24 protein-coding genes are annotated in these 23,539 nt (G+C 46.0%); all 24 read right to left on the bottom strand.

All coding sequences use genetic code 11. The features are described 5' to 3' along the window. Positions 1-3: 3 nt before the first annotated feature. Positions 4-891, bottom strand: coding sequence for a substrate-binding domain-containing protein (locus AZI87_RS17820; RefSeq protein ID WP_063209860.1), 888 nt, complete (start codon positions 889-891; stop codon positions 4-6). Beyond that, entirely contained in the window at positions 888-4,082 is a 3,195-nt protein-coding gene (gene carB, locus AZI87_RS17815) for a carbamoyl-phosphate synthase large subunit (protein ID WP_063209858.1), read from the bottom strand. Before carB ends, AZI87_RS17820 begins: the two co-directional genes overlap by 4 nt. 12 nt (positions 4,083-4,094) lie before the next feature. After that, on the bottom strand, positions 4,095-4,742 hold the full coding sequence (locus AZI87_RS17810) for a hypothetical protein (RefSeq protein WP_063209856.1): 648 nt from the start codon (positions 4,740-4,742) through the stop codon (positions 4,095-4,097). Beyond that, entirely contained in the window at positions 4,739-5,803 is a 1,065-nt protein-coding gene (carA, locus tag AZI87_RS17805) for a glutamine-hydrolyzing carbamoyl-phosphate synthase small subunit (RefSeq protein ID WP_063209854.1), read from the bottom strand. The genes AZI87_RS17810 and carA overlap by 4 nt, the downstream gene beginning before the upstream one ends. Further along, positions 5,803-6,708, bottom strand: coding sequence for an aspartate carbamoyltransferase catalytic subunit (locus AZI87_RS17800; RefSeq protein WP_063209852.1), 906 nt, complete (start codon positions 6,706-6,708; stop codon positions 5,803-5,805). The genes carA and AZI87_RS17800 overlap by 1 nt, the downstream gene beginning before the upstream one ends. 35 nt (positions 6,709-6,743) lie before the next feature. Then, positions 6,744-7,421 carry a signal peptidase I gene (lepB, locus tag AZI87_RS17795; protein ID WP_063209850.1) on the bottom strand — a complete coding sequence of 226 codons (678 nt, stop codon included), beginning with the start codon at positions 7,419-7,421 and terminating at the stop codon, positions 6,744-6,746. Between the two features lie 41 nt (positions 7,422-7,462). Continuing rightward, on the bottom strand, positions 7,463-8,167 hold the full coding sequence (lepB, locus tag AZI87_RS17790; RefSeq protein WP_063209848.1) for a signal peptidase I: 705 nt from the start codon (positions 8,165-8,167) through the stop codon (positions 7,463-7,465). Between the two features lie 3 nt (positions 8,168-8,170). Next, entirely contained in the window at positions 8,171-8,938 is a 768-nt protein-coding gene (gene lepB, locus AZI87_RS17785; protein ID WP_063209846.1) for a signal peptidase I, read from the bottom strand. Positions 8,939-8,947: 9 nt separating this feature from the next. After that, positions 8,948-10,747: a translation elongation factor 4 gene (gene lepA, locus AZI87_RS17780; protein WP_063209844.1), complete on the bottom strand. Its 1,800-nt coding sequence runs from the start codon at positions 10,745-10,747 to the stop codon at positions 8,948-8,950. 122 nt (positions 10,748-10,869) lie between these two features. Then, entirely contained in the window at positions 10,870-12,033 is a 1,164-nt protein-coding gene (metK, locus tag AZI87_RS17775) for a methionine adenosyltransferase (RefSeq protein WP_081112285.1), read from the bottom strand. A gap of 131 nt (positions 12,034-12,164) precedes the next feature. After that, positions 12,165-12,776 carry a hypothetical protein gene (locus AZI87_RS17770; protein ID WP_063209841.1) on the bottom strand — a complete coding sequence of 204 codons (612 nt, stop codon included), beginning with the start codon at positions 12,774-12,776 and terminating at the stop codon, positions 12,165-12,167. Positions 12,777-12,868: 92 nt separating this feature from the next. Beyond that, entirely contained in the window at positions 12,869-13,219 is a 351-nt protein-coding gene (hpf, locus tag AZI87_RS17765; RefSeq protein ID WP_063209839.1) for a ribosome hibernation-promoting factor, HPF/YfiA family, read from the bottom strand. 84 nt (positions 13,220-13,303) lie between these two features. Continuing rightward, complete coding sequence (locus tag AZI87_RS17760) at positions 13,304-13,801, bottom strand: hypothetical protein (RefSeq protein ID WP_063209837.1); 498 nt, start codon at positions 13,799-13,801, stop codon at positions 13,304-13,306. Between the two features lie 146 nt (positions 13,802-13,947). Then, positions 13,948-14,493, bottom strand: a complete 546-nt coding sequence (locus tag AZI87_RS17755; RefSeq protein ID WP_063209887.1) for a 5'-methylthioadenosine/S-adenosylhomocysteine nucleosidase family protein — start codon at positions 14,491-14,493, stop codon at positions 13,948-13,950. Between the two features lie 16 nt (positions 14,494-14,509). Further along, positions 14,510-15,007 carry an adenine phosphoribosyltransferase gene (locus AZI87_RS17750; protein ID WP_063209835.1) on the bottom strand — a complete coding sequence of 166 codons (498 nt, stop codon included), beginning with the start codon at positions 15,005-15,007 and terminating at the stop codon, positions 14,510-14,512. Positions 15,008-15,368: 361 nt separating this feature from the next. Next, the gene (gene rpoN, locus AZI87_RS17745; RefSeq protein WP_063209833.1) at positions 15,369-16,799 is read right to left on the bottom strand and encodes an RNA polymerase factor sigma-54; all 1,431 of its coding nucleotides are present in this window, start codon (positions 16,797-16,799) and stop codon (positions 15,369-15,371) included. Positions 16,800-16,840: 41 nt separating this feature from the next. After that, positions 16,841-17,563: an LPS export ABC transporter ATP-binding protein gene (lptB, locus tag AZI87_RS17740; RefSeq protein ID WP_063209831.1), complete on the bottom strand. Its 723-nt coding sequence runs from the start codon at positions 17,561-17,563 to the stop codon at positions 16,841-16,843. After that, positions 17,560-18,585: an LPS export ABC transporter periplasmic protein LptC gene (gene lptC, locus AZI87_RS17735; protein ID WP_063209829.1), complete on the bottom strand. Its 1,026-nt coding sequence runs from the start codon at positions 18,583-18,585 to the stop codon at positions 17,560-17,562. The genes lptB and lptC overlap by 4 nt, the downstream gene beginning before the upstream one ends. A gap of 22 nt (positions 18,586-18,607) precedes the next feature. Beyond that, the gene (locus tag AZI87_RS17730; protein ID WP_063209828.1) at positions 18,608-19,198 is read right to left on the bottom strand and encodes an ExbD/TolR family protein; all 591 of its coding nucleotides are present in this window, start codon (positions 19,196-19,198) and stop codon (positions 18,608-18,610) included. After that, the gene (locus AZI87_RS17725; RefSeq protein WP_063209825.1) at positions 19,198-19,674 is read right to left on the bottom strand and encodes an ExbD/TolR family protein; all 477 of its coding nucleotides are present in this window, start codon (positions 19,672-19,674) and stop codon (positions 19,198-19,200) included. The genes AZI87_RS17730 and AZI87_RS17725 overlap by 1 nt, the downstream gene beginning before the upstream one ends. Positions 19,675-19,693: 19 nt before the next feature. Next, complete coding sequence (locus tag AZI87_RS17720) at positions 19,694-20,359, bottom strand: MotA/TolQ/ExbB proton channel family protein (protein WP_253696992.1); 666 nt, start codon at positions 20,357-20,359, stop codon at positions 19,694-19,696. A gap of 48 nt (positions 20,360-20,407) precedes the next feature. Then, positions 20,408-22,513 (bottom strand): AgmX/PglI C-terminal domain-containing protein, encoded by a 2,106-nt coding sequence (locus tag AZI87_RS17715; RefSeq protein WP_063209821.1) that lies wholly within the window; start codon positions 22,511-22,513, stop codon positions 20,408-20,410. Then, on the bottom strand, positions 22,510-22,818 hold the full coding sequence (locus AZI87_RS17710) for a hypothetical protein (RefSeq protein WP_063206671.1): 309 nt from the start codon (positions 22,816-22,818) through the stop codon (positions 22,510-22,512). The genes AZI87_RS17715 and AZI87_RS17710 overlap by 4 nt, the downstream gene beginning before the upstream one ends. A gap of 15 nt (positions 22,819-22,833) precedes the next feature. Beyond that, positions 22,834-23,539 (bottom strand): tetratricopeptide repeat protein (locus AZI87_RS17705; protein WP_063209819.1); only part of this gene is annotated, 706 nt, incomplete at its 5' end.

Genomic DNA, 23,539 nt, shown 5'->3' with positions numbered 1-23,539 from the left:
AACTTAAGGCTTAAGCTCAAGTGCTTTTACCATCTCCCTCACAGGATCATACTGTTTAGAAGTGGCAGGCATCAAGTCGCGAGTCCCTAAAATTTCGGAGTAAGTGTTTTTATCTTGCAAGGATTCCAAAATATCGATGAGCGTGAACATCAATGTGTGGGTCGCCTTAGGATAAAGATCGTAAAAATCCTGACGAACGCAGAAGGGGTCATTGGGGATCGGCGCGCTCATCCACAATACACGGTATTTCGCTTTTTTATCTGTGGCAAAAAGCTTCCAAGCCCCTTGCTCACCTTTCTCGTCATCACTGAAAACAGCAGCGGCTTCGACTTTTTTGGCTTCTAAGAACTGGATGGAGGCTTGGTGATTTCCAGTAAATGCAACCTCTTTAAAGTCTTTGTCTTTAAGACCTGCTTTTCTTAACGCCACTTGGGGATACAGATAGCCCGAAGAAGATTTGTCATCCACAAAGGCGATACGCTTCCCTTTGAGGTCTTTCAGCTTTTTGATACCTGACTTTTCGGGCGTGATAATCGCCGAAAAGTAATAAGGGTTGTGCCAAACCTTTTTTAGGAGGACCTTCGCCTGCGCCTGTTGTTCAGCAACTACGTAAGTCATCGAAGAAAAGAAAGCGAAATCCACTTTCTTCGTCTTCATAGCCTCAATCAAACCATCATAATTTTTGGAAACATAGATGTTTACTGGAATACTGAGCTTTGATTGCAGCTCTTTTGCCAAAGCTAAGCTTTGTTCTCTGAGAATCTCCGGGTTTCCACCTGGAATCACACCAATTGTGATCGCAGGCGGATTGGCTTCCGCGCCATTCGTTTCCGCAGCTTGAACAGTTGAAAAAACCAACAGCGTGCAAAGTCCAAGAATAAGTCTTTTCAAAATTCCTCCATCGGGGTCAGGGCCTCGACAGATGATGACTCATTTCTTTCATTTTTCAAAGCAAGAACGAAGGCCTCAGCCGCATCACTTTCGGTTAGGCAAGGGATGTTGTAGTCTGTGCAAGCTCGACGAATGTCGAAGCTCGCCTCGATCGCACGTCGACCGGATGTCGTATTGATCACAAACGCCACCTCGCCAGAACGAATTTTATCCACGCAATGTGGACGACCCTCATCGACCTTTCTTAACGACAGACAGTTTACACCGTGGTCATTAAAGAAGCTTGCCGTCCCCGTTGTTGCCGAAACTCCGTAACCCATTCTTTGCAGTTCTTTGGCCAACGAAAGCATACCCTCTTTGTCTTTATCACGAAGAGAGAAAAAGACCTGACCCATCTTCGGAAGTCTTATGTTACTTGAAAGAAACGCTTTCGACAGAGCTTCCGAATAATTCTTTCCGCGGCCCATCGATTCGCCCGTGGATTTCATTTCTGGCCCCAATAACGAATCGGCCTCCGGGAACTTTTTGAATGGGAAAACAACGCCTTTAACGGAAACCGTTTGCGTATTTCTCCAGTTCAATCCGTCAAGTTTCAAATCCTTCTTCTTTTTACCCAGCATTGCGGCCACACCCAAATCAATCAGTGGGATGCTAGTAGCTTTTGCAACGAAAGGTACAGAGCGTGAGCTGCGCGGATTGGCTTCTAGCATGTAGACCACATCATTTTTTACGGCCAGCTGAAGGTTCAAATGACCGATCACGCCGATTCGATCCGCCAAGCGCTTGCTTAAATCTTCGATGCGTTCGCAAGTTTCAGGCTTCAAACGGTGCGGAGGTAAAACGCCCATCGAGTCACCAGAGTGAACTCCGGCAGCTTCAATATGTTCAACCACTCCGCCGACGACAGTCCAATCTTGACCACGAACTAAGTCGACATCCACTTCCAGCGCCCCAGCAAGGAATTGGTCCATCAAGCAGGGTTTATCAGCAGAGATATAATCTTTGTGTCTTTGGAAATAAGAAAGAAGCTCGTCGCGGTTTTCAATCACTTCCATACGACGCCCCCCCAGCACATAACTTGGGCGACAGATCATCGGATAACCGACCGCGGATTCGTGCTGAAGAGCTTCAACGACAGATCCTGCCATCGCCGAATTCGGAATTGCGAAGTTCAACTCGCGGCAGATTTTAGAGAACAATCCACGATCTTCAGCAAGATCGATAGTTTCAAGTGACGAACCTAAGAGGTTAAATCCCGCCTTCACTAATTCGGGAGCCACGTTGATAGGAGTTTGTCCACCTAGCTGAGCGACAAAACCCATCGGCTTCATAAAGCGCATAATTTCGGTCAAGCTTTCGGCAGTCAGCGGTTCAAAGAATAAGACGTCGGAAGTGTCGTAGTCCGTCGAAACGGTTTCTGGATTGGAGTTGACCATCACCACTTTACTGCCCGCTTTTTGGAACGCCTTTACCCCGCGCACGCAGCTATAATCAAACTCGATACCTTGTCCAATTCGGTTAGGACCACTTCCGATAACAACAACCGCGTTCGGAGCATCGACTTTTGCAGATACAGAAGGCCAATAGGAAGAATAGAAATAAGGTGTAGTTGATTCAAACTCACCGGCACAGGTGTCGACCTGCTGATACTTCGGCAAAACACCGTGTTTTTCGCGAAGGGCACGAACGTCCGCTTCTTTCTTTCCAGTCAAAGCGGCGATCCGAGCATCTGTAAAGCCTTTGCGTTTTGCCGCTAAAAGTAAATCCGCATTTCCTTCGTTGAAATCTGTTTTAATTTTACCTTCAAACTTAATCAGCGCATCGATCTGCTCTAAGAAGTAGGGATTAATGCGCGTGAGTTCTTCGATCTCAGCAACAGATTTTCCATCACGGAAGGCTTGGAACAGATGGTAAATACGTTGGCTGTTTGGGTAAGAGACTTTGCCGATCTCCAATGCCACTTCAGGAATGCCTTGCGGATTTTTTTCTAAACTCGCTAGGGCTTTCATCATGGATTCTTGCAAAGTTCTGCCAATGCCCATCACTTCACCGACGCTCTTCATCTGCGTCGTCAATGAATCTTTAGAACCCGGGAATTTTTCAAAAGCAAAACGAGGAATTTTAGTGACGACATAGTCTAAAGCCGGCTCATAACAAGACGGAGTCACCTTTGTGATATCATTTTGAAGCTCATCAAGGCTGTAGCCGATAGCTAGCAAAGCGGCAATCTTTGCAATAGGAAATCCGGTGGCTTTACTTGCCAGCGCAGAAGACCGACTGACCCGAGGATTCATTTCAATCACCACGCGTTCACGCGTTGTTGGGTGAACCGCAAATTGAATATTCGCTCCTCCAGTTTGAATGCCCACTTCATTGATGATTTTACAAGCTTCATCACGCATGTGTTGGTATTCACGGTCGCTCAAAGTTTGCTGAGGAGCCACCGTGATACTGTCACCCGTGTGCACACCGCAAGGATCCAAGTTTTCGATGCTACAGACGACAACGAAGGTTCCTTTATGATCGCGCATCACTTCAAGTTCGAACTCTTTCCAACCCAAGATGCTTTCTTCAACCAAAACTTCCGACGTCGGGCTTTCATGAAGAGCTGTCACTAGCATTTTTTTATATTCTTCGGGAGAGTATGCGATACCGCCGCCGCCCCCGCCCAATGTGTAATTCGGGCGAAGGATCATGGGGTAACCCAAATCCTCAGCGATTTGCATCCCATGTTCGAAAGTGCGCACCAGGTGACTTTTCGGATAACGAGCGCCGATTTTATCTAGAAGGCCACGGAAGATTTCACGGTCTTCACCCGCTTTGATGACTTCCGGAGTAGCTCCCAATAACTGAACTTTATGTTTTTGCAGAATACCTTTAGCGTGCAGATCAAGTGCCAAGTTCAAAGCCGTTTGGCCACCCAATGTTGGGATAACAGCATCTGGCTTTTCTTTTTCGATGATTTTTTCTAAGTAGTCGACTTTCAGTGGTTCGACGTAAACGCGGGTCGCTACTTCAGGGTCTGTCATGATGGTTGCTGGATTGGAGTTTACAAGAATAACCTCCAATCCCTCTTTCATCAGTGCCTTACAGGCTTGAGTGCCGGAGTAATCAAACTCACAGGCTTGTCCAATTACGATGGGTCCAGATCCAATAATTAATACCCGTTTTAGGCTGGACTTACGCGACACTCTTTCCCCCTTTTAAATGCCTAATTTCCCCTCATTGGAGTAAATCATTTCAGGCCTTACATGTTTGTACTGTTCAAATTTATAACGCATTTTAATCAAGCGAAGCATCAACACATCAGGATCCAAATCCGGATCTTTGCGATGGCGTTTCACTTCACTCAAGATAAACTTTTTTGCACTTTCTGGATGGAAGCAGAAACCGCGCGTGAAAACGTAAGAATCCCCGTGAGGAATCAAACGCACTTCAAAAAGTTCATCTGGATCAAAACCAAAAACGTAAGACGATTGCTTCACGATCAGCTTTTTATTCGCCAATAAGTCTTTGATATAAACGTCGCCGTTTTTGATCTTGATAAATTCAAAAATAGAATGACGGTGCTGCTTCAGAACTTCCAAAGTTTTCAGCTCTTCGTCAGAAAAGCGCAGCTCGCGCACTAGCAAACAAGCATCCAAAGGAGTCTGTCCGAAACCTTTCAGCTCGCGAGTGAAAAAATACCAATCATAAAACTGAGCCATACGGGACTCGTAGTGCTCTGAGTTTTCATCCAGAGTTCCGGCATTGTCGAAGAACTCTTTTTTAGCCATGACCAATTCATCTTTGAAAGAGTCGCTGACAAAGTGATTCAGAATTTTTTCAATCAGTTTTTCGTATTCGTTCATATCATCCGCTCAATAAAGAAACTAAACAGCCCGGAAGCTTCATGCGGTCCTGGGCAACTTTCAGGGTGATATTGTATTCCCAAATACTTGTTCTTTTCACTATAAAAACCTGCCACAGTGCCATCATTTAAGTTGGTGTGGGTGACTTTCGCGTCCGCAGGCAGACTGCTGGCTTCAACAGCATATCCATGGTTCTGACTGCTCATGTAAATCTGATTAAGCAGAGTGTCGCGAATAGGATGGTTGCTTCCGCGATGGCCAAACTTCAATTTATACGTTTTAGCCCCTAAAGCGAGGCCCAAGACCTGGTGGCCCATGCAGATTCCAAAGATCGGTTTGACGCCGATCAGTTCACGGATTGTTCCCGCCGCCATTTTCACATCTGCCGGATCACCGGGACCGTTCGTGAGCATGATTCCGTCTGGATTGTAATCCATGATCTCTTGAACCGTGGAGCGGCTGTTAAAAATGCGGATTTCCGAGCAACGTTGTTGCAATTCACGGAGGATGTTTTCTTTACTGCCAAAATCAAGAACGGCAACTCGAGGACCGACCATATTGTCGCCGCGACGAGTTTCAGCTGTTTTACGAGAAGCCAGATAAACCCAATCTTTATCCATCTTCTTTTTCTCGGCAATTAAAGCATCCGCTTTTTGACGAGCGTCTGTTTCGGAAGACGCCTGAACTAAAGCTCCCCAAGGCGTACCTCCTTGGCGCAAGCGAAGAACCAAGTTACGAGTATCGATTTCTGTTAAAAGAGGGATTTTGTTTTCAGTCAGACGTTTTTTCCAAGCTTGATCGCGCTCGGTATCTTGAATCTCTAGGCAAATAAAACCTTCGATCCAAAGTCGATTGGATTCCCACACTTCATCTTCGACCCCGTAGTTTCCTTGCATAGGAGCTGTCATCACCACGATTTGTGTGAAGTAGGATGGATCCGTAGCGATTTCTTCGTAACCGGAATGAGATGTATTGAAGACGACTTCTCCGGCACGATTTTCACCACCTTGCCAAAGACCTGCGTAAACTTCACCACTTTCAAGTACGAGATAGCCCTTCATTATTTCCCCTCCGTGACCGTCGCATACACGAGGGCCTGGCGAATTAAAACTCCATTAGAAACCTGATCCAAGACTTGGCAGCGTGGATCTTGCAAAACTTCGCTATCAAGTTCCGTTCCCTGATTGATTGGCCCTGGATGCATGATCAAAGCTTTCGCAGACAAAGACTGCAAATTCTTCTGAGTGAATCCATATTGATCACGATAATCAGACAAAGAATGTTTTGTCGAATGACGTTCTAACTGCACACGCAACGCCATGGCCACTGTTGCCCAAGACAGTCCTTCTTTTAGCGAAGAGAATACCTTGCATTTTGGATTCTCTGGCAAAAATTCAGAAGGACCACATAGAGCGACATCATAACCCAGTTTTTCAGCCAGCTCAAAATGCGAGGAAGCCACACGACTGTGACGAACGTCCCCGACAATTAACACCATTTGCTTTTCACAACTTCCTAAATGCTTACGAATTGTATAGGCGTCTAGCAGAGCTTGGGTCGGATGGCCCTTTTTTCCCCAGCCCGCATTCAGAATGGGGGCTTGAACTTTTTTGGACAGATCTTCTAAATCTAAGTCGTCCCCACAGCGAATCACCAAGAAGGACGGCTTCATCGCGTCGACATTGAGAACTGTGTCTTCGTAAGTCTCACCTTTTTCCAAACTTGTACCTGATTTTCCATCAAGACGAAGCGGATAAATCCCCCAACGAGCGCAGGCCGTTTCAAAACTCATTCTTGTGCGAGTGCTGGCCTCAAAAAACAAAAGGGCTCCGGTTTTTCCGAAGCCCTCAAAGGTCAACGCCTTGTCAGAGGCAGCAATCTTGTCCGCCACAGAGAATAGAAAGTCGATTTTTGTTTTTTCAAGGGAACGAAGATCAAGAATGGATTTATTGTTTCTAGATGACATCTAGAACCCAAGCCTATGGCCCGACTTAAAAGATGTCAATACACCGTAGAAAAAACTCTTTGCCAACGCACTGAAGGATAACGATCTCCACCCCATTTGCTTTGCCAATCCAGCGAGAGCCAAATAAACACAACTCGGCCAATCACTTGAGGCATCGGGACCGTACCCCAATAGCGCGAGTCGTCACTTGCGTCTCGATTATCGCCTAATAAAAAGACTTCTCCGGGTGGAACGACCAGAGGGCCAAAGTCTTTTTCTTCCGGTTGCTTCTGAAAGATCACCTTCCAGGTTTTTTCAGGCGTGATTTCTTCATAGATATCAAAAAGCTCTGGATTCGGATTGTCGCCAGAAACTTCCTGAGCTTTTTCATATTTCAATGCTTCATCATTCAAAACCAAACGACCCTTGACGATTTGCACGCGATCACCAGGCAAACCTACAACACGCTTTACATACGTGACACCGGGTTGATTTGGGTAATTGAACACCACTAAGTCCCCCCGCTCCGGCAAAGTGGCTCCCCATCTTTGCTGCGAAAAAGGAATGGGAAATCCATATGAAATGCGTGATGAGAAAATGAAATCGCCCGGTTTCAAAGTGGGCTGCATGGAACCTGTTGGTACTTTATAAGCCGTGACCAAAAAATTGCGCACAACAAGGGCACAGATGACAGCTAAAATTAATGTGGTCAGATACTCACGCCAACGATTCATGCCTAAATGCTACCTAATCCGCTGAAGGGCGAAAAGGTTTTTTATTGGAGTTTTTGGAAAAGGCGATTGAAACGGATTTGCGCGGGATCGCAGACAAATGTCATTGTAGGCAAAGTGCTATTGCAAGAAAGCCAGATCATCCAAGCTTTTCCAACGATGTAGTCATTTTTAACAAATCCCCAAAAACGCGAGTCACTGGATTGATCGCGGTTGTCTCCCATAAAGAAGTACTGGTTTTCGGGCACTTTAAAAACCTGCACATCACCCGTATTTTCTTCGTAAAGAAAACGAACAATATGTTTGTGACCGTCGAGAGTTTCTTGAAAATAGTGAAAACCGTTTTCGCCTTGAGAATCTTCGAATGAGCTTAAGGGCAGCTTTTCACCATTTAAAGTGATTCGGCCGCTTTGCACTTCTACGTTGTCACCAGGAAGACCGATAAGTCTCTTGATATAATAGACATCAGGATTTTCGGGATACTTGAAAACAACGATGTCACCACGCTGAGGTTGATCCCATTGCAAAAGCCATTTGTTGCTAAATGGAATGTGCAAACCATAGGCAAGTTTTTTTACCAAGATATGGTCATGCACTAGAAGATTGGGAATCATGCTTCCTGACGGAATCACGAAGGGCTCAATCAAGGCCCAACGAAGTCCCATCACCAGCAAAATAGGAAAAAGGAACGTTAGAATCGCCTGATTCCACGTTCCTTTTAAATTGCGAGTTTCGCCGGTTTGATTCATCAATTAGTTAACAGGATGGAAGAAACGTCCCCAACGGATCGTCAATGGATTGCACAAGAAAGGCAATGCCGGAATCGTCTCTTCACAAGAAAGCCATACGAACATCGCACGACCTAAAATGTTTTGTTTCGGCAAGAATCCCCACACACGACCATCGGAAGAGTTCATACGGTTGTCACCCATCACAAACAAGTGATCTGGCGGAACTGTCACCGGTCCGAAGGTTTCGTAGATATCACCTTTGCGAAGAAGAATCGCATGGTTTTTCCCACCCGGAAGATCTTCAGTGAACTCGACGTAGTTTTCTTTGCTATCGTTGATATTTCCATCACGTTGGAAGTCGGCATCGCGCAACCAGTTGAAGTCATCCATGTTCGCCGGAACTTTTTTATCAACAGGTTTATCATTGATATAAAGAGTGCCGTTTTCATAATAAATCTTGTCGCCGGGTTCACCTACGATGCGCTTGATGAAGAATGTGCTCATGTCCTTAGGATATTTAAAGACAATCACTTCACCACGAACTGGCTCGTTGAATTTAACCAGCCAATTTTCGCTAAAAGGAACGCGCAAACCGTAAGTCAGCTTGTTTACGAAGATATGGTCATGAATCAACAAGGAAGGAAGCATAGAACCCGAAGGGATCACATAAGCTTCGATAAATCCCCAGCGGATGAAAAGAGCAATGAACACCGCCAGGAAAAGCGATCCCCAACCTTCGGTCCAAAAATACTTTGTGCGCCAGTTCCAGCCATTCTTGTTGTTTGTCATGCTGTCTCCTTAGTCTTCGACTTTGAGGATTGCTAGGAAGGCTTCTTGAGGGACTTCCACATGGCCGATGGCCTTCATGCGCTTTTTACCCTCTTTCTGCTTCTCCAACAGTTTACGCTTACGAGAAATATCACCACCATAACACTTCGCGGTCACGTCTTTTCTGATCGCACCCAAGGTTTCACGAGCAATAATCTTCGCACCGATAGCAGCCTGAATCGCAACTTGATATTGTTGGCGAGGGATCAATTCTTTCATCTTCTCAGCTAACAAACGGCCACGATTCTGAGCTTTAGAACGGTGAACAATCAAAGACAAGGCATCGATAGCTTCACCGTTAATCAGGATATCCAATTTCACTAGGTCGGATTCTTCAAAGCCGATGAATTCATATTCTAAAGACGCATAGCCTTTAGAGATCGACTTCAAGCGGTCATAGAAATCCATCACCATTTCATTCATCGGCAGCTTGTACTCGATGATGACTTTTTTATCGGTGACGTATTCCATTTTCAATTGGATACCACGTTTATCTTCGCAAAGTTTCAGGATACCGCCGATGTAGTCGGTCGGGGTATGCAAGGTCACTTTCACATAAGGCTCTTCAAATTTTACGATTTGAGTTTCCGCTGGCATTCCCGAAGGATTTTCCAACATCAGCTCTGTGCCGTCTGTTTTGGTAATTCGATAAACAACCGTTGGCGCCGTCGTGATGAGATCAAGATTGAATTCACGTTCCAAACGCTCTTGTACGATCTCCATATGAAGAAGACCCAAGAAACCACAGCGATAGCCAAAGCCCAACGCCGCAGACTTTTCGATTTCAAACGTCAATGAGGAGTCATTCAAACAAAGTTTATCTAAGGCATCTTTCAGGTTTTCATATTCCGACGCAACCACCGGGAAGATACCGGCAAAAACCATCGGCTTGATTCTTTGGAAACCCGCTAAAGGTTCTGTCGCTGGATGCTTTGCCGACGTCACAGTGTCACCCACTTGAACGTCACGGATATCTTTGATACCGCAGATGATGAAGCCCACTTCACCCGCTTCTAATGTATCTTGCATTGCGGGGAATGGTTTGTATTTACCCATACGCAAAACTTCGTAATCACGGTCTGTAGCCATGAACTTGATCTTGTCGCCTTTTTTAATCGCTCCATCCATAACACGAACCAGAACGACAACGCCTTGATAAGCATCAAACCAAGAGTCAAAAATCAAAGCGCGCGGCGTGAGCGAGCGATCCGCCTTAGGGGGCGGAACTTTTTCAACGATGGCTTCAAGAATATCGGTGATACCGATTTTTTCTTTCGCGGAAGCGTGGATAATACCCGTGCAGTCCAAGCCCACAGTGTCTTCGATTTGTTTTGCCACACCCTCTGGATCTGCAGAAGGAAGATCGATTTTATTAAGAACAGGAATGATCTCTAGATTATTTTCTAGAGCTAAGTAAACGTTGGCTAAAGTTTGTGCTTCCACGCCTTGAGCCGCATCGACAACAAGAATGGCCCCTTCACACGCAGCCAAAGAACGCGACACTTCGTAAGAGAAGTCCACGTGTCCCGGTGTATCGATCAAGTTGATCTGATAGGTGTTGCCATCTTTAGATTTGAAATCAAGGCAGACCGTTTGTGCTTTGATCGTGATACCACGTTCACGCTCTAGCTCCATGTTGTCTAGAAACTGATCCTTTTTTTCTCGATCAGAAAGGGCCCCTGTGGCAGTAAGAAGTCCATCCGCCAAAGTAGATTTACCGTGGTCGATATGAGCAATGATTGAGAAATTTCGTATAAACTTAGGATCCATTGAGCCTCTTTTTTCGTGCGCCCATTATATAAAAGAAGCGCCGAGTTGCTAGAGACAACTCGGCGCAATGATTAAGCTTTTTTTCCGCTTCCGGCTTTATTTTGCCAGGTTTTCGCTAAGGCTTACTTTAGCGTGTTTACAGCGTCTTTCAATTGGTCCACTTTGTTCAGTTTTTCCCAAGTGAAACCTTCTTCGTTACGACCGAAATGGCCGTAAGCTGCCGTTTTACTGTAGATTGGACGTAATAGATCCAATTCTTTCGTAATTCTTGCCGGACGAAGATCAAAAACCTGACGAACGGCTTTTTCAAGCACTTCAGGTCCAACTTTGCTTGTTCCGTAATCGTTCACAGTGATGCTGACAGGCTCTGCCACGCCGATTGCGTACGCCACTTGAACCAAACATCTGTCAGCCAAGCCCGCTCCCACGATGTTTTTAGCAATATGACGAGATGCGTAAGCCGCAGAACGGTCTACTTTCGAAGGATCTTTACCAGAGAAAGCTCCGCCGCCATGGGCACCGTGACCACCGTAGGTATCAACGATGATCTTACGGCCTGTTAGACCCGCGTCTCCCATAGGACCGCCTGTTACGAAACGACCTGTTGGGTTGATGAAGAATTTTGTTTTCGCATCAATCCAGTTTCCTGGGATGGATTTTTTGATCAGCTCTTCAGTGATAAATTCTTTGATTGTCGCGTTAGAAACGCTGTCAGAGTGCTGAGTTGAGATAACAACAGCATCAATGCGTTTTGCAATGCCGTTTTCGTATTGCACAGTCACTTGAGACTTTGCATCCGGACGCAACCAGTCCACACGACCGTCTTTACGAAGTTGTGCTAAGTCTTTCACAAGTTTGTGAGACATAGCGATAGAAAGAGGCATCAACTCTGGAGTTTCGTTGACGGCATAACCGAACATCAAGCCTTGGTCGCCCGCACCTTGATCGTCAGACAGAGTCTCTTTCACGCCAACGGCGATATCTGGAGATTGCTGACCCACGGCGATCATCACGCCGCAAGTTTTATAATCGAAACCTTTGTCAGAATGGTCATAACCAATGCGTTTTACAACTTCGCGAGCCACTTCAGAGAAGTTCACTTTCGCAGAAGTAGTGATTTCGCCGCCAACAACAACCAAACCCGTTGTTAGCAAAGTTTCACAGGCAACACGGCCCTTGGGATCTTGAGCCAAGATCGCATCCAAGATGCCATCGGAAATTTGGTCTGCCATTTTGTCGGGATGACCCTCAGATACGGATTCGCTCGTAAAAAGGTAGTTTTTCACTGCTTTCGTTTCCTCATTAGAGAAAGGTGTTAATGAGCTCGGCTTGAGGTCTCGAAAAGTATAACCCCAAACCATCCTAAATGCCCTTCGCATTTAGCGAACGGCCAACCTACCAAACGACTCAAAAGGGGTCAAGAACCCTTGGGTTTGTGGTAATAAAAATAGCTCAGCTCTAAGAAGAACAAGGTGAAACCGCCTACCAATCCAATGAGCCCCAAACCAATCATGAACTGCGCTAAAGTGCGCCCCAGCTCTGAAAGTGAAGATTCCGGCACCCAGCCCGCCTCCTCAAGAAAGAACATCGTGACGTAGGCGCCAGCACAGATCAGCGTCCACGCGGCCGCGTGAATTTTATTGGTTAAAAGACCGACGATCAGCGGAAGAATCGCAAACCAAATCAGAGTCGGAGAATAAAAACCGCCCGTATAAAATGAAAAGGAAAATTGGAAAATCATTCCGGCGATCACCATATTGTACGCCGCAAGCGTCATCGACTTCGTCAATCTATACACGACGGGAGAAAGAAGGTGGACCGTGGAACATGTGACACCGATCATGCCCAAGGTTTTACCCTGAACAAAGAAAATCGAAATGAACGAATAGGTCCACATCAACAAGCCCGTGATCAGCGTGATCAAAAGCAAAAGGCGGTATTTATAAAGAAGTGTCATTTTATCATCTGTGACTGTAGTCGCAGAAAAAAGAATGCTCTCCCAATAGTGATGAGAATCAGGTGTGTTCATATTATTCCAAAAACGTACCAGATAAAAAAACAGGGCGGTTCAAAACCACCCTGTTTGCGTTCCATAAAATCTCGTTTATTAACTAAGAAAGATCAAGCAGCTTTTTTGAAGCGAATCGCTTGATCCAAACGACCCTCTTTTGAAAGCTCCGGCTTTTTATGATTTTTGTATTGCTTGCTCGTTTTTAGAAATTGTTTTTCAAGTTTTTCCGCAACACCATCGACGGCACCGTAAACATCAGAGCCGAAGGCGCTGGCTTTAAAGTATTTTTCCCGGGTATTTATGGAAACTTCAACACAGAATTCATTTTTTGTTTTAGAGAAATAGACATTGCCGTAGCCTTCTCTAAGCAAAAAGCGCCCGATTTCCTCCATGCGTTCCTCTGTATAGTTCACAAGAGCGTCGGAGTGATCTAGGTGCTTAAATGTGTAGTTGAGTTTCATTTTTTCTTCTCCTTATTGGCTGCTGATTCAGCCCTTAACTCTTTATCGGCCAGACCCGACTAAAGATGAGCCTTATTTTGAGACTCACTTGGATTTATTTTGGGTTAATTGGCAGCGCTTAAAAATTTCGAGGTCTTCTCTGTTTTTCAGATATTTGCTGACTGGGGCCATATTATCGTAAGCTGCGCGACAACGACCCTGTCCCGCCTCAATGCGCGCATCGAAGTATGAATCACGCAACGCTGCGGGAAGCCGATCCACGTGGGTTGGATTCAATTTTCCTTCCTTCAATTTCTTTTGGTATTCATTTAGGTGCGCTCGCGCCTTGCGCTGCAACTGTTCAATGTCTGCATAGCGCGGAGGAACGGGATGTTGAATCTTTTCCGAAGCTTCAAGCGCACCTTCAAAGTTTCCCGCATCAAAATATTGGTGCGCCTTTGAATAAAACTGCGCCACTTCTTGCGGGTTTTGCAGAGGCGGACGATTTTTAAAGGGATTTTTGGCAAATCCTAAACTTAATCCAATGACGGCGGTGATGGATAGAACTCCCCACTGCCCGAATGAAAAACGCTGCTTTTCCATGAGGAACTTATCGGAAATTCAGGACCAAAGATGAGTAAATTCGTGTCTCAATCCGAGACATCCACTTCGTTTTTCGAAAATTTCTGCATGGATTTTTTGGAAAGGCTGAAGCCCTGACAAACAGAGCCTCAGCCATAGTTCGATGACTAAAGCGTCACCATTTTTTTATAGTACTCTAAAAGTTTTCTCGCGCCGTGGACGAGATTTTCTTGCCAATCGTTATGGGCATTATGATCGGCGCCGTCTGTAATGTACTTAAGCGAAATTAGTTGAACTCCCATTTTGCGACACACTTTTGCAAGTGCATAGCCTTCCATATCAACTAAATCGCAAGTCACTTTCGGAGTACCTGTTTCAAAACTATCACCAGTTCCACAAACTCCTTTAGAGAGTTCGTTAAAATAAGGAATCAATTCAATCCCCGCCGGAAGCGGATCAAAAGGAGTCTCGCCCACTTTGAATCCCAGAGGAGAAATATCCATGTCTCTTTGTACGAAAGCAGAGACTTCAACAAGGTCATGGGTTTTAAACTTAGAGCTTCCGGCTGTTCCCAGATTGATCATCACCTTGCATTTGGTTTTATGGATCACATCCATCGCCGTTGCCGCCGCGTTCACTTTACCAATGCCTGTATAGTAAATTTGAAAATTTTCTTTCTCAAAAAAACCTTGGGATTCTCCGGGAAGAGCCATCACCAAAGCCACATCTTTAATATTGAACAAGGGAATGTACCTCTTTGTTATTAAATTTCATCTTATTCAGAAATGTCAGGTTCACTAGAACCGCCACCGCTTTCACGTCATAACCAGCAAGCTTGCTAAGATCAATCGCCGCCTGCAAAGTCCCACCCGTAGCCAAAACATCATCAATAATCATAATGCGCGAATTCCCCAAAGGAAGTTCAATCTCTGCCGAACCATACTCTAGCGCATAGGAAAGTTTCAACGTAGGAGGAGGCAACTTCCCCGCCTTACGAATCGGCAGAAAACCTTTTTTGTGAGTCGCCGCCATATGCGCCGCCAAAATAAACCCACGAGACTCAATCCCCGCAAAATAATCAATCTGCGAAAGATCCACATCCTTCACCAAATTCCGAGAAACAAAATCCATCGCCTCCGGATTTTGCAAAAGCGGCGACATATCCCGAAAAAGAATCCCCTCTTTAGGAAAATTAGGCACATCCCGAATCAAATTCTTCAAATCCACTGCAAATCTCCTAGCAGAAAAAGAAAAACGACCACGAAGCCATATCTTAGATACAGAACCCTGTCGAGTAAAGTTTAGCCACGCAAAATCCAAAACAGATCCAGCTCAAAAAAAGACAAATGTAATGAAGCACCGAAGATGAACTTCTTATTCCAGAAAAGCAGAACGAAAGGCAGATACCGAGAACAAAGTTTGCTTGAAGGGGGGCTTGGTAAAACCCCATCGAAGAGCGGCCTTCGCCGGCGCCACGATGGCGCGAACCGCGCAAAGCGCGGCGGCGACTGAGCACGGATGCGTGCCGCTCGAAGCATGGGGTTTTACCAAGCCCCCCCTTCAAGCAAACGCGCACTCCGGGAACTAACTAGAAGTACTTCTTACGCTGAGAAGAAGGAAGAATCTTAAGCATATCGCGGTATTTAGCAACCGTACGACGAGCAATCTGAATCCCCTCCACCTTCAGAAGATCCACAATCTTCTGATCCGAAAGCGGATTCTTAGGATCTTCTTTAGCTACAAGATCTTTGATCTTAATCTTCACCGACTCGGACGCCAAAGCATCACCATCTGAAGAACTGATCCCTGAGTTAAAGAAGTATTTTAGCTCGTAAATCCCTTGCGGTGTGTGCACGTATTTCGCCGTCGTCACACGACTCACTGTCGATTCATGCATGCCGATGTCATTGGCGATATCTCGCAAAACCATCGGTTTTAGATACTCAGATCCTTTTTCAAAGAACTCGCGCTGGTGTTTTACGATGGATTCAGCCACCTTGTAAATCGTACGCTGTCTTTGATGGATTGACTTAATCAACCAAACTGCGGAACGCAATTTGTCTTGGATATAGTCTTGAGTTTTATCGCCGGTGGATTTTCCACCTTTGAGCATGTTTTTATAGAAATTCGAAATCTTCAAACGAGGTAAACCGTCTTCGTTCAAAGAGACAACGTAATCGTCGCCCACTTTGTACACGTAAACGTCCGGTGTCACATAGTGTGTGTCACTGCTAACGAAAGCACGGCCCGGCTTCGGGTCCATCGCATAGATGATTTTACACATCTCGATAACGTCTTCAACGTCACGGCTTAAGGCTTTTGCGATCGCTTCGTAGTTCTTTTTTTCAAGATCCTTTAGGTGATTATTGATCAAGCTGACAAGATCATGAGTGTCTTCTTCCAAGTGCTTTGCTTGAATCAAAAGGCACTCTTTTAGATCACGAGCACCGACACCCGGAGGATCGAACTCGTGAATCAACGTCAATGTGTCTTCCAAAAGACCCAGATCCAGCTTTTCTTCTTCGGCGATTTGCTCAAGGGGAACTTTGATATAGCCTTCGTCATCGATCGCGCCGATCAAAGCGTCTGCGGCTCTTTCCTCTTCTTCGGAAAAGCCGTTCATTTTTACTTGCCAATAAAGATGGTCATGAAGAGTTTGAGACGCCGTGATGACGTTCTCATAGTTCATGATCTCTTCAGAGCCCGCCATTCCTGATTGAGGAGGCTTTTGGTTGGCTTCGATGTAGGATTCCCACTCGAACTCATCTTGCTTCTGGGGATCTTGAACGTTGTGATCAGGAGCTTCAGAGTGCTCCACTTCAGTTGCAGCTTCTTTTGTGCGCTGAAGATCTTCTTCCTTGAGGGTTTCTGCTTCTTCAAGAATAGGATTTTCTTCCAGCTCAGAACGAACCGCAGACTCCAATTCCATACGCGACATCTGCAAAAGCTTGATCGCCTGTTGCAGCTGCGGCGTGATCACCAGAGACTGGCTCAGGTTCATGGTCTGTCTGAGAGCCATTAAGAGTATCCTTTCGTGCGCACAAGAGCGCGTCTATAGAATTATAACTTAAAGTTTTCCCCAAGATAGAATTTGCGAGCCAACTCAGAATTTGCGATTTCATCAGAACTTCCGCTAACCTGAATCTTCCCGTCCTTCAGAATATAAGCATAATCGCAAATACCCAAAGTCTCACGCACGTTATGATCCGTGATAAGAACTCCTATACCTTTGGCCTTAAGGTCGCGGATGATATTCTGAATGTCAGCGACCGCAATTGGGTCGATCCCCGCAAAGGGCTCATCGAGCAAAAGGAACTTCGGTGATCCCGCTAAAGCGCGAGCGATTTCAACACGACGACGTTCACCACCCGATAGGGCGTAACCGTAACTATCGCGAATATGACCGACATGGAAATCACCAATTAATTGTTCTAATTTTTCTGACCGTTGAGCGCCCGAGTACCCATGGGCCTCTAAGGCCACCGTGATATTTTCAGCCACCGTCAGTTTTCTGAAGATGCTGGGCTCTTGCGCGAGATAACTCAAACCCACTCGCGCGCGGCGATACATTGGTTCTGACGAGATATTCGTTTCATCAATGTTGATCGTGCCCGAGTCCGATTGCACTAAGCCAACCACCATATAGAACGAGGTCGTTTTACCCGCTCCGTTCGGTCCCAATAAACCCACGACTTGCCCGGATTCGACGGAAAAAGAAACGCCATCAACGACTTTGCGTTTTTTGAAAGATTTAGAAATGTCTTTGATGGTGAGCATGCTCATTGTTCTTTGTTCTCCACGCGGGCACGTACTCGTTCTACTTTAACCTTTTTTCCGCCCTCAAGAAAGATGATTTCCTCGCCTGTGAGCTCGTCATTGTTCTGAATAACCTTCGGACGACCTTTAAAGGTGTATTTATCGGCTAAAAGGTCCAGGTTCACACTCTCAGATGTCGCAAATTTATCCACATCACTAACGCGCACGCCACCGGTGACGGCGACGGATCCCAGAAAGTTCGAAGCGCGATCGTAAAGAAACGAGGCGGCCGGCCCTTCCAGCTTCATGTTGTCGTAGTTCATACGAACCTTGCCGAAAAACTTCGCCTCGTTGTGTTTTCCACTGAATTCTGCACCGTCCGCTACGATATCAAACTTTTTTCCGTCTTTAAGAGGTTTTTCAGCACTGACTCGATCTTGAATCAACATTTTCGACTGATCCACGAGCACCTTCATACGGTGCCCCTTCAGATTCATGCCTCCCCCCGAATTATCCGCGGGTCCTTGCATTACAACCTCTTCAGGGCTGTCAATCTGACGGGTTTTAGAAGAGTAATAGATCGAAGGCGTCTTAAAAATGTATCCATTTTCAGAGCGGGTCACCACGTTTCCTTCAACGCTCAAATCTTTTGTTTTGTCGTTGATAGTGCCGGTATCTCCGGTCACCGTGAACTCCACTTTTTCTTTGTTGTAAAATAGGACGCGCACCTGGCGAAGCTTCCAAGTGCCTTCCGTCTGGCTTCCCTCGGCAGAGACAGCAAAAAGCTCCCAATCACGAGTGCCTTGCTGACTTTCAACAAGATGCACGCCCTGCATCTTTTGCTCCATGAGACTGCTTGGTTGTTCAGGGGGCTTTTCACCGCGCTTGATAGCTTCATCGCGTTCTTTAGCCAACTGCTCTTGCGCTTCGACGCGCTTACGAACTTCAGCTTCATCTTCATGTTCAAGACGGTTTGGGAAAATAATCAGAATCTCAACAAACAGAATGATGAGAAGTGCAGCAAATATGAGATTCTTAAATTTCGCCATATTTGCGCATCATATCGGAATTTTAATTGGAAGTCGATTCTTGAGGCTGTTTAGTCACTGCGAAATTAATCTCGCCTGCGCCCGCCTCTGTCACCGTAAATAAGACTTTCTTAACAGTTAAGAAATCCACGCCTTTATCGGCTTGGATAGTCACTTTACTCCAAGCATTTGGATCTTCTTCGACTTCGCCACGTGTTGTTTCAACAACGTCGCGAATTTTGTTTTGAAGTTTGCTTTCCTGTTCCGCTTTGGACTTCGCCAAAGCCTCTTGCAAAGATTCTTTCAGTCTTTGGATATTCCAATCTTCTGCCGCTTTGACTTCCTCGAAAGTCGCGACAGTGTCTTTATCCAGAAGGATTTCTTTATTCGAAATAGTTACGACATGCGCAGGTTTAAGCTCACGCACGCTCGATGCTTTAGGAAGAACAACTTCTTTAGGGATATAAAGAATTTCGCCCGTAGCATTGTAGTTCTGCAAAAGAAAGATCACGAGAACCGTAAACATATCCACCATCGCCGTCAGAGACAACAAAGCCGTTACGTCACGCTTCCCTTTTCGTTTGCTTAAAATATTATGATAACGATGTCTTTCGCCAGGTCTAAAGATGGCCATTATTGAGGCCCTCCTGTTGCGACAGAAATTGCGGAAAAGCCGGCGCTTAAGCAATTATCCATGGCTTTAATAAGCTGTTCATAAGGAATGGCATCTGCAACGCTCACTACTGCATCCACTTTTTCCGGATAAAGCTGCTTCACGCGTTGCAATTGTGCGACAAGGCCCGCGTCGTCAAATTGTTCGTTCACCATAGGAAGACTGATCACTTGTCTTCCAACAGTTAAGACATAACCGCCCTCCTTCACATCCACTTTCAATACCACGTCGGCATTGGGTGGAGGTGTCGGATTCGGTTGAGTGTCGGACTTCTTCCCATAAAGAGAACTGCCAATTTGAATCATAGACACTTGAGTCCATACGGCCGTGATCAAGAGGAACGTGATAAGCACGCTCATCAAGTCGATGAAAGGCACGAGATTCAACTCGATATTCTTTTTTCTGCCGCTGGAATCGCCACTATCTATGTGAGCCATTGAAAACCTCTAAGATGACTTAGTCTTTAATCTTTTCTCTATTAGCAACTACCAGATTCAAAAGACTCATGCTTGTTTCAACAACTTCGTTCTCTGTTTTTTGAATGCGATGCTGGAACAAACCGTAAGCAACGATAGAGATGATCGCTACCAAAAGACCGAAAGCAGTACAGTTCAAGGCATGCGAAATACCTTTTGAAAGTTCCAAAGCTTTTGTCGCTGGATCCGCAGCCGCCACGGCACGGAATGAACCGATCATACCGATGATAGTTCCAAGAAGACCGGCAAGTACGGCGACGTTACCGAAGACAGCAAGGAAGGATGTCCAACCTTCTACTTTTGGCATTTCTCTCATCACCGCTGCATCCATCGCCACTTGAACTTCTTCGTCAGGGCGTTTGTTCATCGCCTGAACAAGACCGGCTTTCACCGTGTTAGTCAAAGGAGCTGGACGAGCATCGCAATAGCTGATCGCCTGGCGAAGATCACCGGCAACAACCATGCGGAAAATTTGATCTGTGAATTCTTTTTTATCCACAGAAAGGTTTTTTAGTTTCATCAGTCTTTCTACGATCACGAACAAAGCCAAAATAGCGATGACCGCGATTACGTACATGACGAAGCCACCCTCAGCGAAAGCACGCTGGATGAAATTCATGTTGTCTGCTGTTACTGTTGGGTTCACGGGGACTCCTCCTTAAAAAAATCTTATCCGACGGTGTCGGTTTAAATATTAGTTACTAGCTGGGTTTAACACGAACGGGTACGCCTGCACTTCGGCCACAAGACCTGGTGGAGGTTCTGGGAACGTCCAGCTTGCCAAACGATCGCGGATGCAGTTCTCAACTTGGGCGTTACCTAAAGTTGAACTCTTCACCTTCACGTTGCGGGCTTGGCCTTGCGCTACGATTTCCCAACCCAATACGATTTTACCCTCAAGACGACGGCCTTTTTCCAAAGTGTTCAGAGCACGCTCGTAACAGCTTTGCAGTTCGTGTTTTTTCGCACGAATCACACGGCGAATCGCTTCTTTATCAATAGTTCCATCGAAGGACTCTTCAAAACCACCGCCCTCAATGGCGACCGTTGTTTTGCTTCCAAATCCATCACTGGCGCCGTAAGCAGCTTGGCCCGAACCACGTCCCTTAGTACCGATGTTGGCGATACCTTGAGTGGCAGTTCCTTTACCGCCGGCACCGGCATCTTTAAATCTCGAACCTAAATCATTACCCGCGCGGTCTTCGTTAAAACCGGCAGTTCCTGTCGCTTTATCAGCCATACCCAAAACTTCACCCGCACCCGAGTAGGCTTTGTCGATGTTCGCGCGACTTCCGCCACCACCGAAGGCGCTGAAAAGTCCCACTTTCGAAAGATCTTTATTCGAAGATTGAGCATTGGCCCCTGCCGTATTGCCCGTCTTAATCGCGCCACCTTGACGAGTGGACGTGAATTTCTTCGTACGATCTTTGGCGTTTGGTTTTGGCGCCACTTCACTAGCACGCGCCGCCTGTTGCGCTTTCTGTGCTTTCTGGCCCGTTTGCCCCTTCTTCTGCGCTTCCTTCGTTTGATCTGAAACCACGACTTTTTGTGGCGTCGGCGAAGGAGTTGGCGTCGGAGTCGGCGCTACTGGCGGAGGCGTTGGTGGAGGAGGTGTCGGTACTGGAGTTGCTGCTGGTGGTGGGTTTGTGAAGACCACTTGAGCAATACGTTGCACTTCCTCTTGCTTGTTTTCTTGCCAATCTTTAGGAATCGTTGCCGAAATATACAGAGCGAGCAATGACACCATCACGATGGACATCACAACGCCTGTCATTTCCGAACCCGTTAACATCAACGGTGGCAACATTGGGACAATGGGAGACTGCGGAACGAACCGAACATAGATGCCGATGTTTCCACCCGGCAAAGTCACGCACAACATTTCATTCTGATCAACGCGTACGCTGTAACCTTGTCCACCACGTTGAGCTTTTCCATTACGAGCTAAATCTTCAACCGGTTGAATTCCGGCTGAAGATACAAGCTCTACACCCATATCTGCTGTCGTATTGACTTTCAATCCACCCGCTAAATCCAATAAGGGGAAATTGCGAGGAACAAGTCCATCTGGCAGAGAAACGGAGTGATCACCACCCGCGTTTACGCGGATAGTTTTGTTTCCTTTAAAGTGATAAGTCGTAAGAATACGCTCTTTCCACGTTACAAGGACTTCAACGGTGTTTCCTTTACCCGGCTTCAAGTGCGTGCGAAGATCCTGCACTTCACTTGGCGGAGCAAAAGTTTTTGATTTTTTAAGTTTCTTATACGAAGTGCGTTCACGGCGAATTTCTGGTTTCACCGGAGCAGCCGTAATAACCGGCTTTTCTTCCACTTTAGGTGCTTCCACTGGAATTACCGGCGGAGCAACTTTGATTTCTTCTGTTTTTACAACCGCCGCCGGAGGCATTGGTGCTGCCGCAGGTTTTTCAACCTTCACGGGCGGAGCCTCGGGGATCACCGGCGCTGCCGTCACGGCTTGCCCCGGAGTCACTTTTGGTTTCGGAACTCCAACGAAGAATGCAATTTTGAAAGGACCGACCTCGATTTCATCACCGGAACTGACGGCTTCATCTAAGACCGCCTGACCATTTTTAAATGTTCCAGAAAAAGAACCTAAGTCACAGACGTAGTAACCGCTGTCGCGCAACTCAATCAAACAGTGAATCGGAGAAACTCCGTCACCGTCTAAATCCAAATGCACTTCGGCGTTATGACCGATCACGATCTGATCTTGATCAAACTGCTTAACACCGACGAGCTGATTGTTTTTGAAAATTCTAAATATTAAAGGCGCTCTCAATTACCACCCCGAACCCGCTGAATATCTTCTGTTGTACGTCTCATCTCGGGTAAAAAGTTTTCTCTAAGCTTAATCAATCTTTTGTAGTTAAAATTCTTCTTTTGGAAGAGATAGAAAAGATCCGGCTTTTGCGTAGAACCTTCGATCAATTCGTCTTCGAAGTTCAGCGTCGCCTTTCTTTCTTTTTTAACCGTCGTCGTTGTCGTGGTTGTAGTGGATGAACGACTGGTTGATTGGGCAAAGCTCACGTCAAAAGCCAAGATCATTGCCACCATTACAGTAAGTTGTTTAACCAATCGCAACATAGTTTCCACCTTCACCTATTTTAAACCAGCTTTCGCCTTATTTTCCAAAGCAATAATTTTATTCCGAGTATCTGAAGGCCCACCTACAAACTTTAGTCTGTTAATGACGTCCAGTCCCTCTTGATACTTGCCCATATTTTCCACTAGCAGTGTTGCATAATTATAGAGAGCTTCTTTGTTATTGCCGTTGTCTTTCAAAATCTGCGCATAAAGATCTGCAGCTTTGTCATACTTGCGATGAGCTGATAATGCGATCGCATAATTATTCAATACACGCGGATCACGCACGCCACGTTTGTACGCCGTCTCAAGAACGACTTGCGCTTTGCCATAGTCCTTCTCTTGCACATAGATTGCGCCGAGGTTGGCTGCGGCGACTGCTTCGTCGTTATTGATATCCAAAGCCTTACGGAAAGATTTGATGGCGTCTCTTCTTTCACCTTGTGCCAGCTGTACGATACCTAAGTTCGAATGAAGCTCTGCCATTTTCGGGCTTGAGCTAATGGCTTTAGAAAGCAAGTAGCGGCAAAGATCGTAACGACCGCGCTTATAGTGATACATCGCCAAAGCATTCAAAGCCTTAGCATCATTCGGAGACTGAGTGAGGATCTGGGTCGCTGCCTGATAAATCTTTTCATCACTTTGCGATTTAATAGCCTCGTTTAATGCCGCATATTGGGAAGGTGTCGTCGGAACCTGAGGACGAACTGGTTCTTCCGCA

Source organism: Bdellovibrio bacteriovorus, from assembly GCF_001592745.1.
GTDB lineage: Bacteria > Bdellovibrionota > Bdellovibrionia > Bdellovibrionales > Bdellovibrionaceae > Bdellovibrio > Bdellovibrio bacteriovorus_B.
This window is presented reverse-complemented; position numbering and strand designations above follow the sequence as displayed.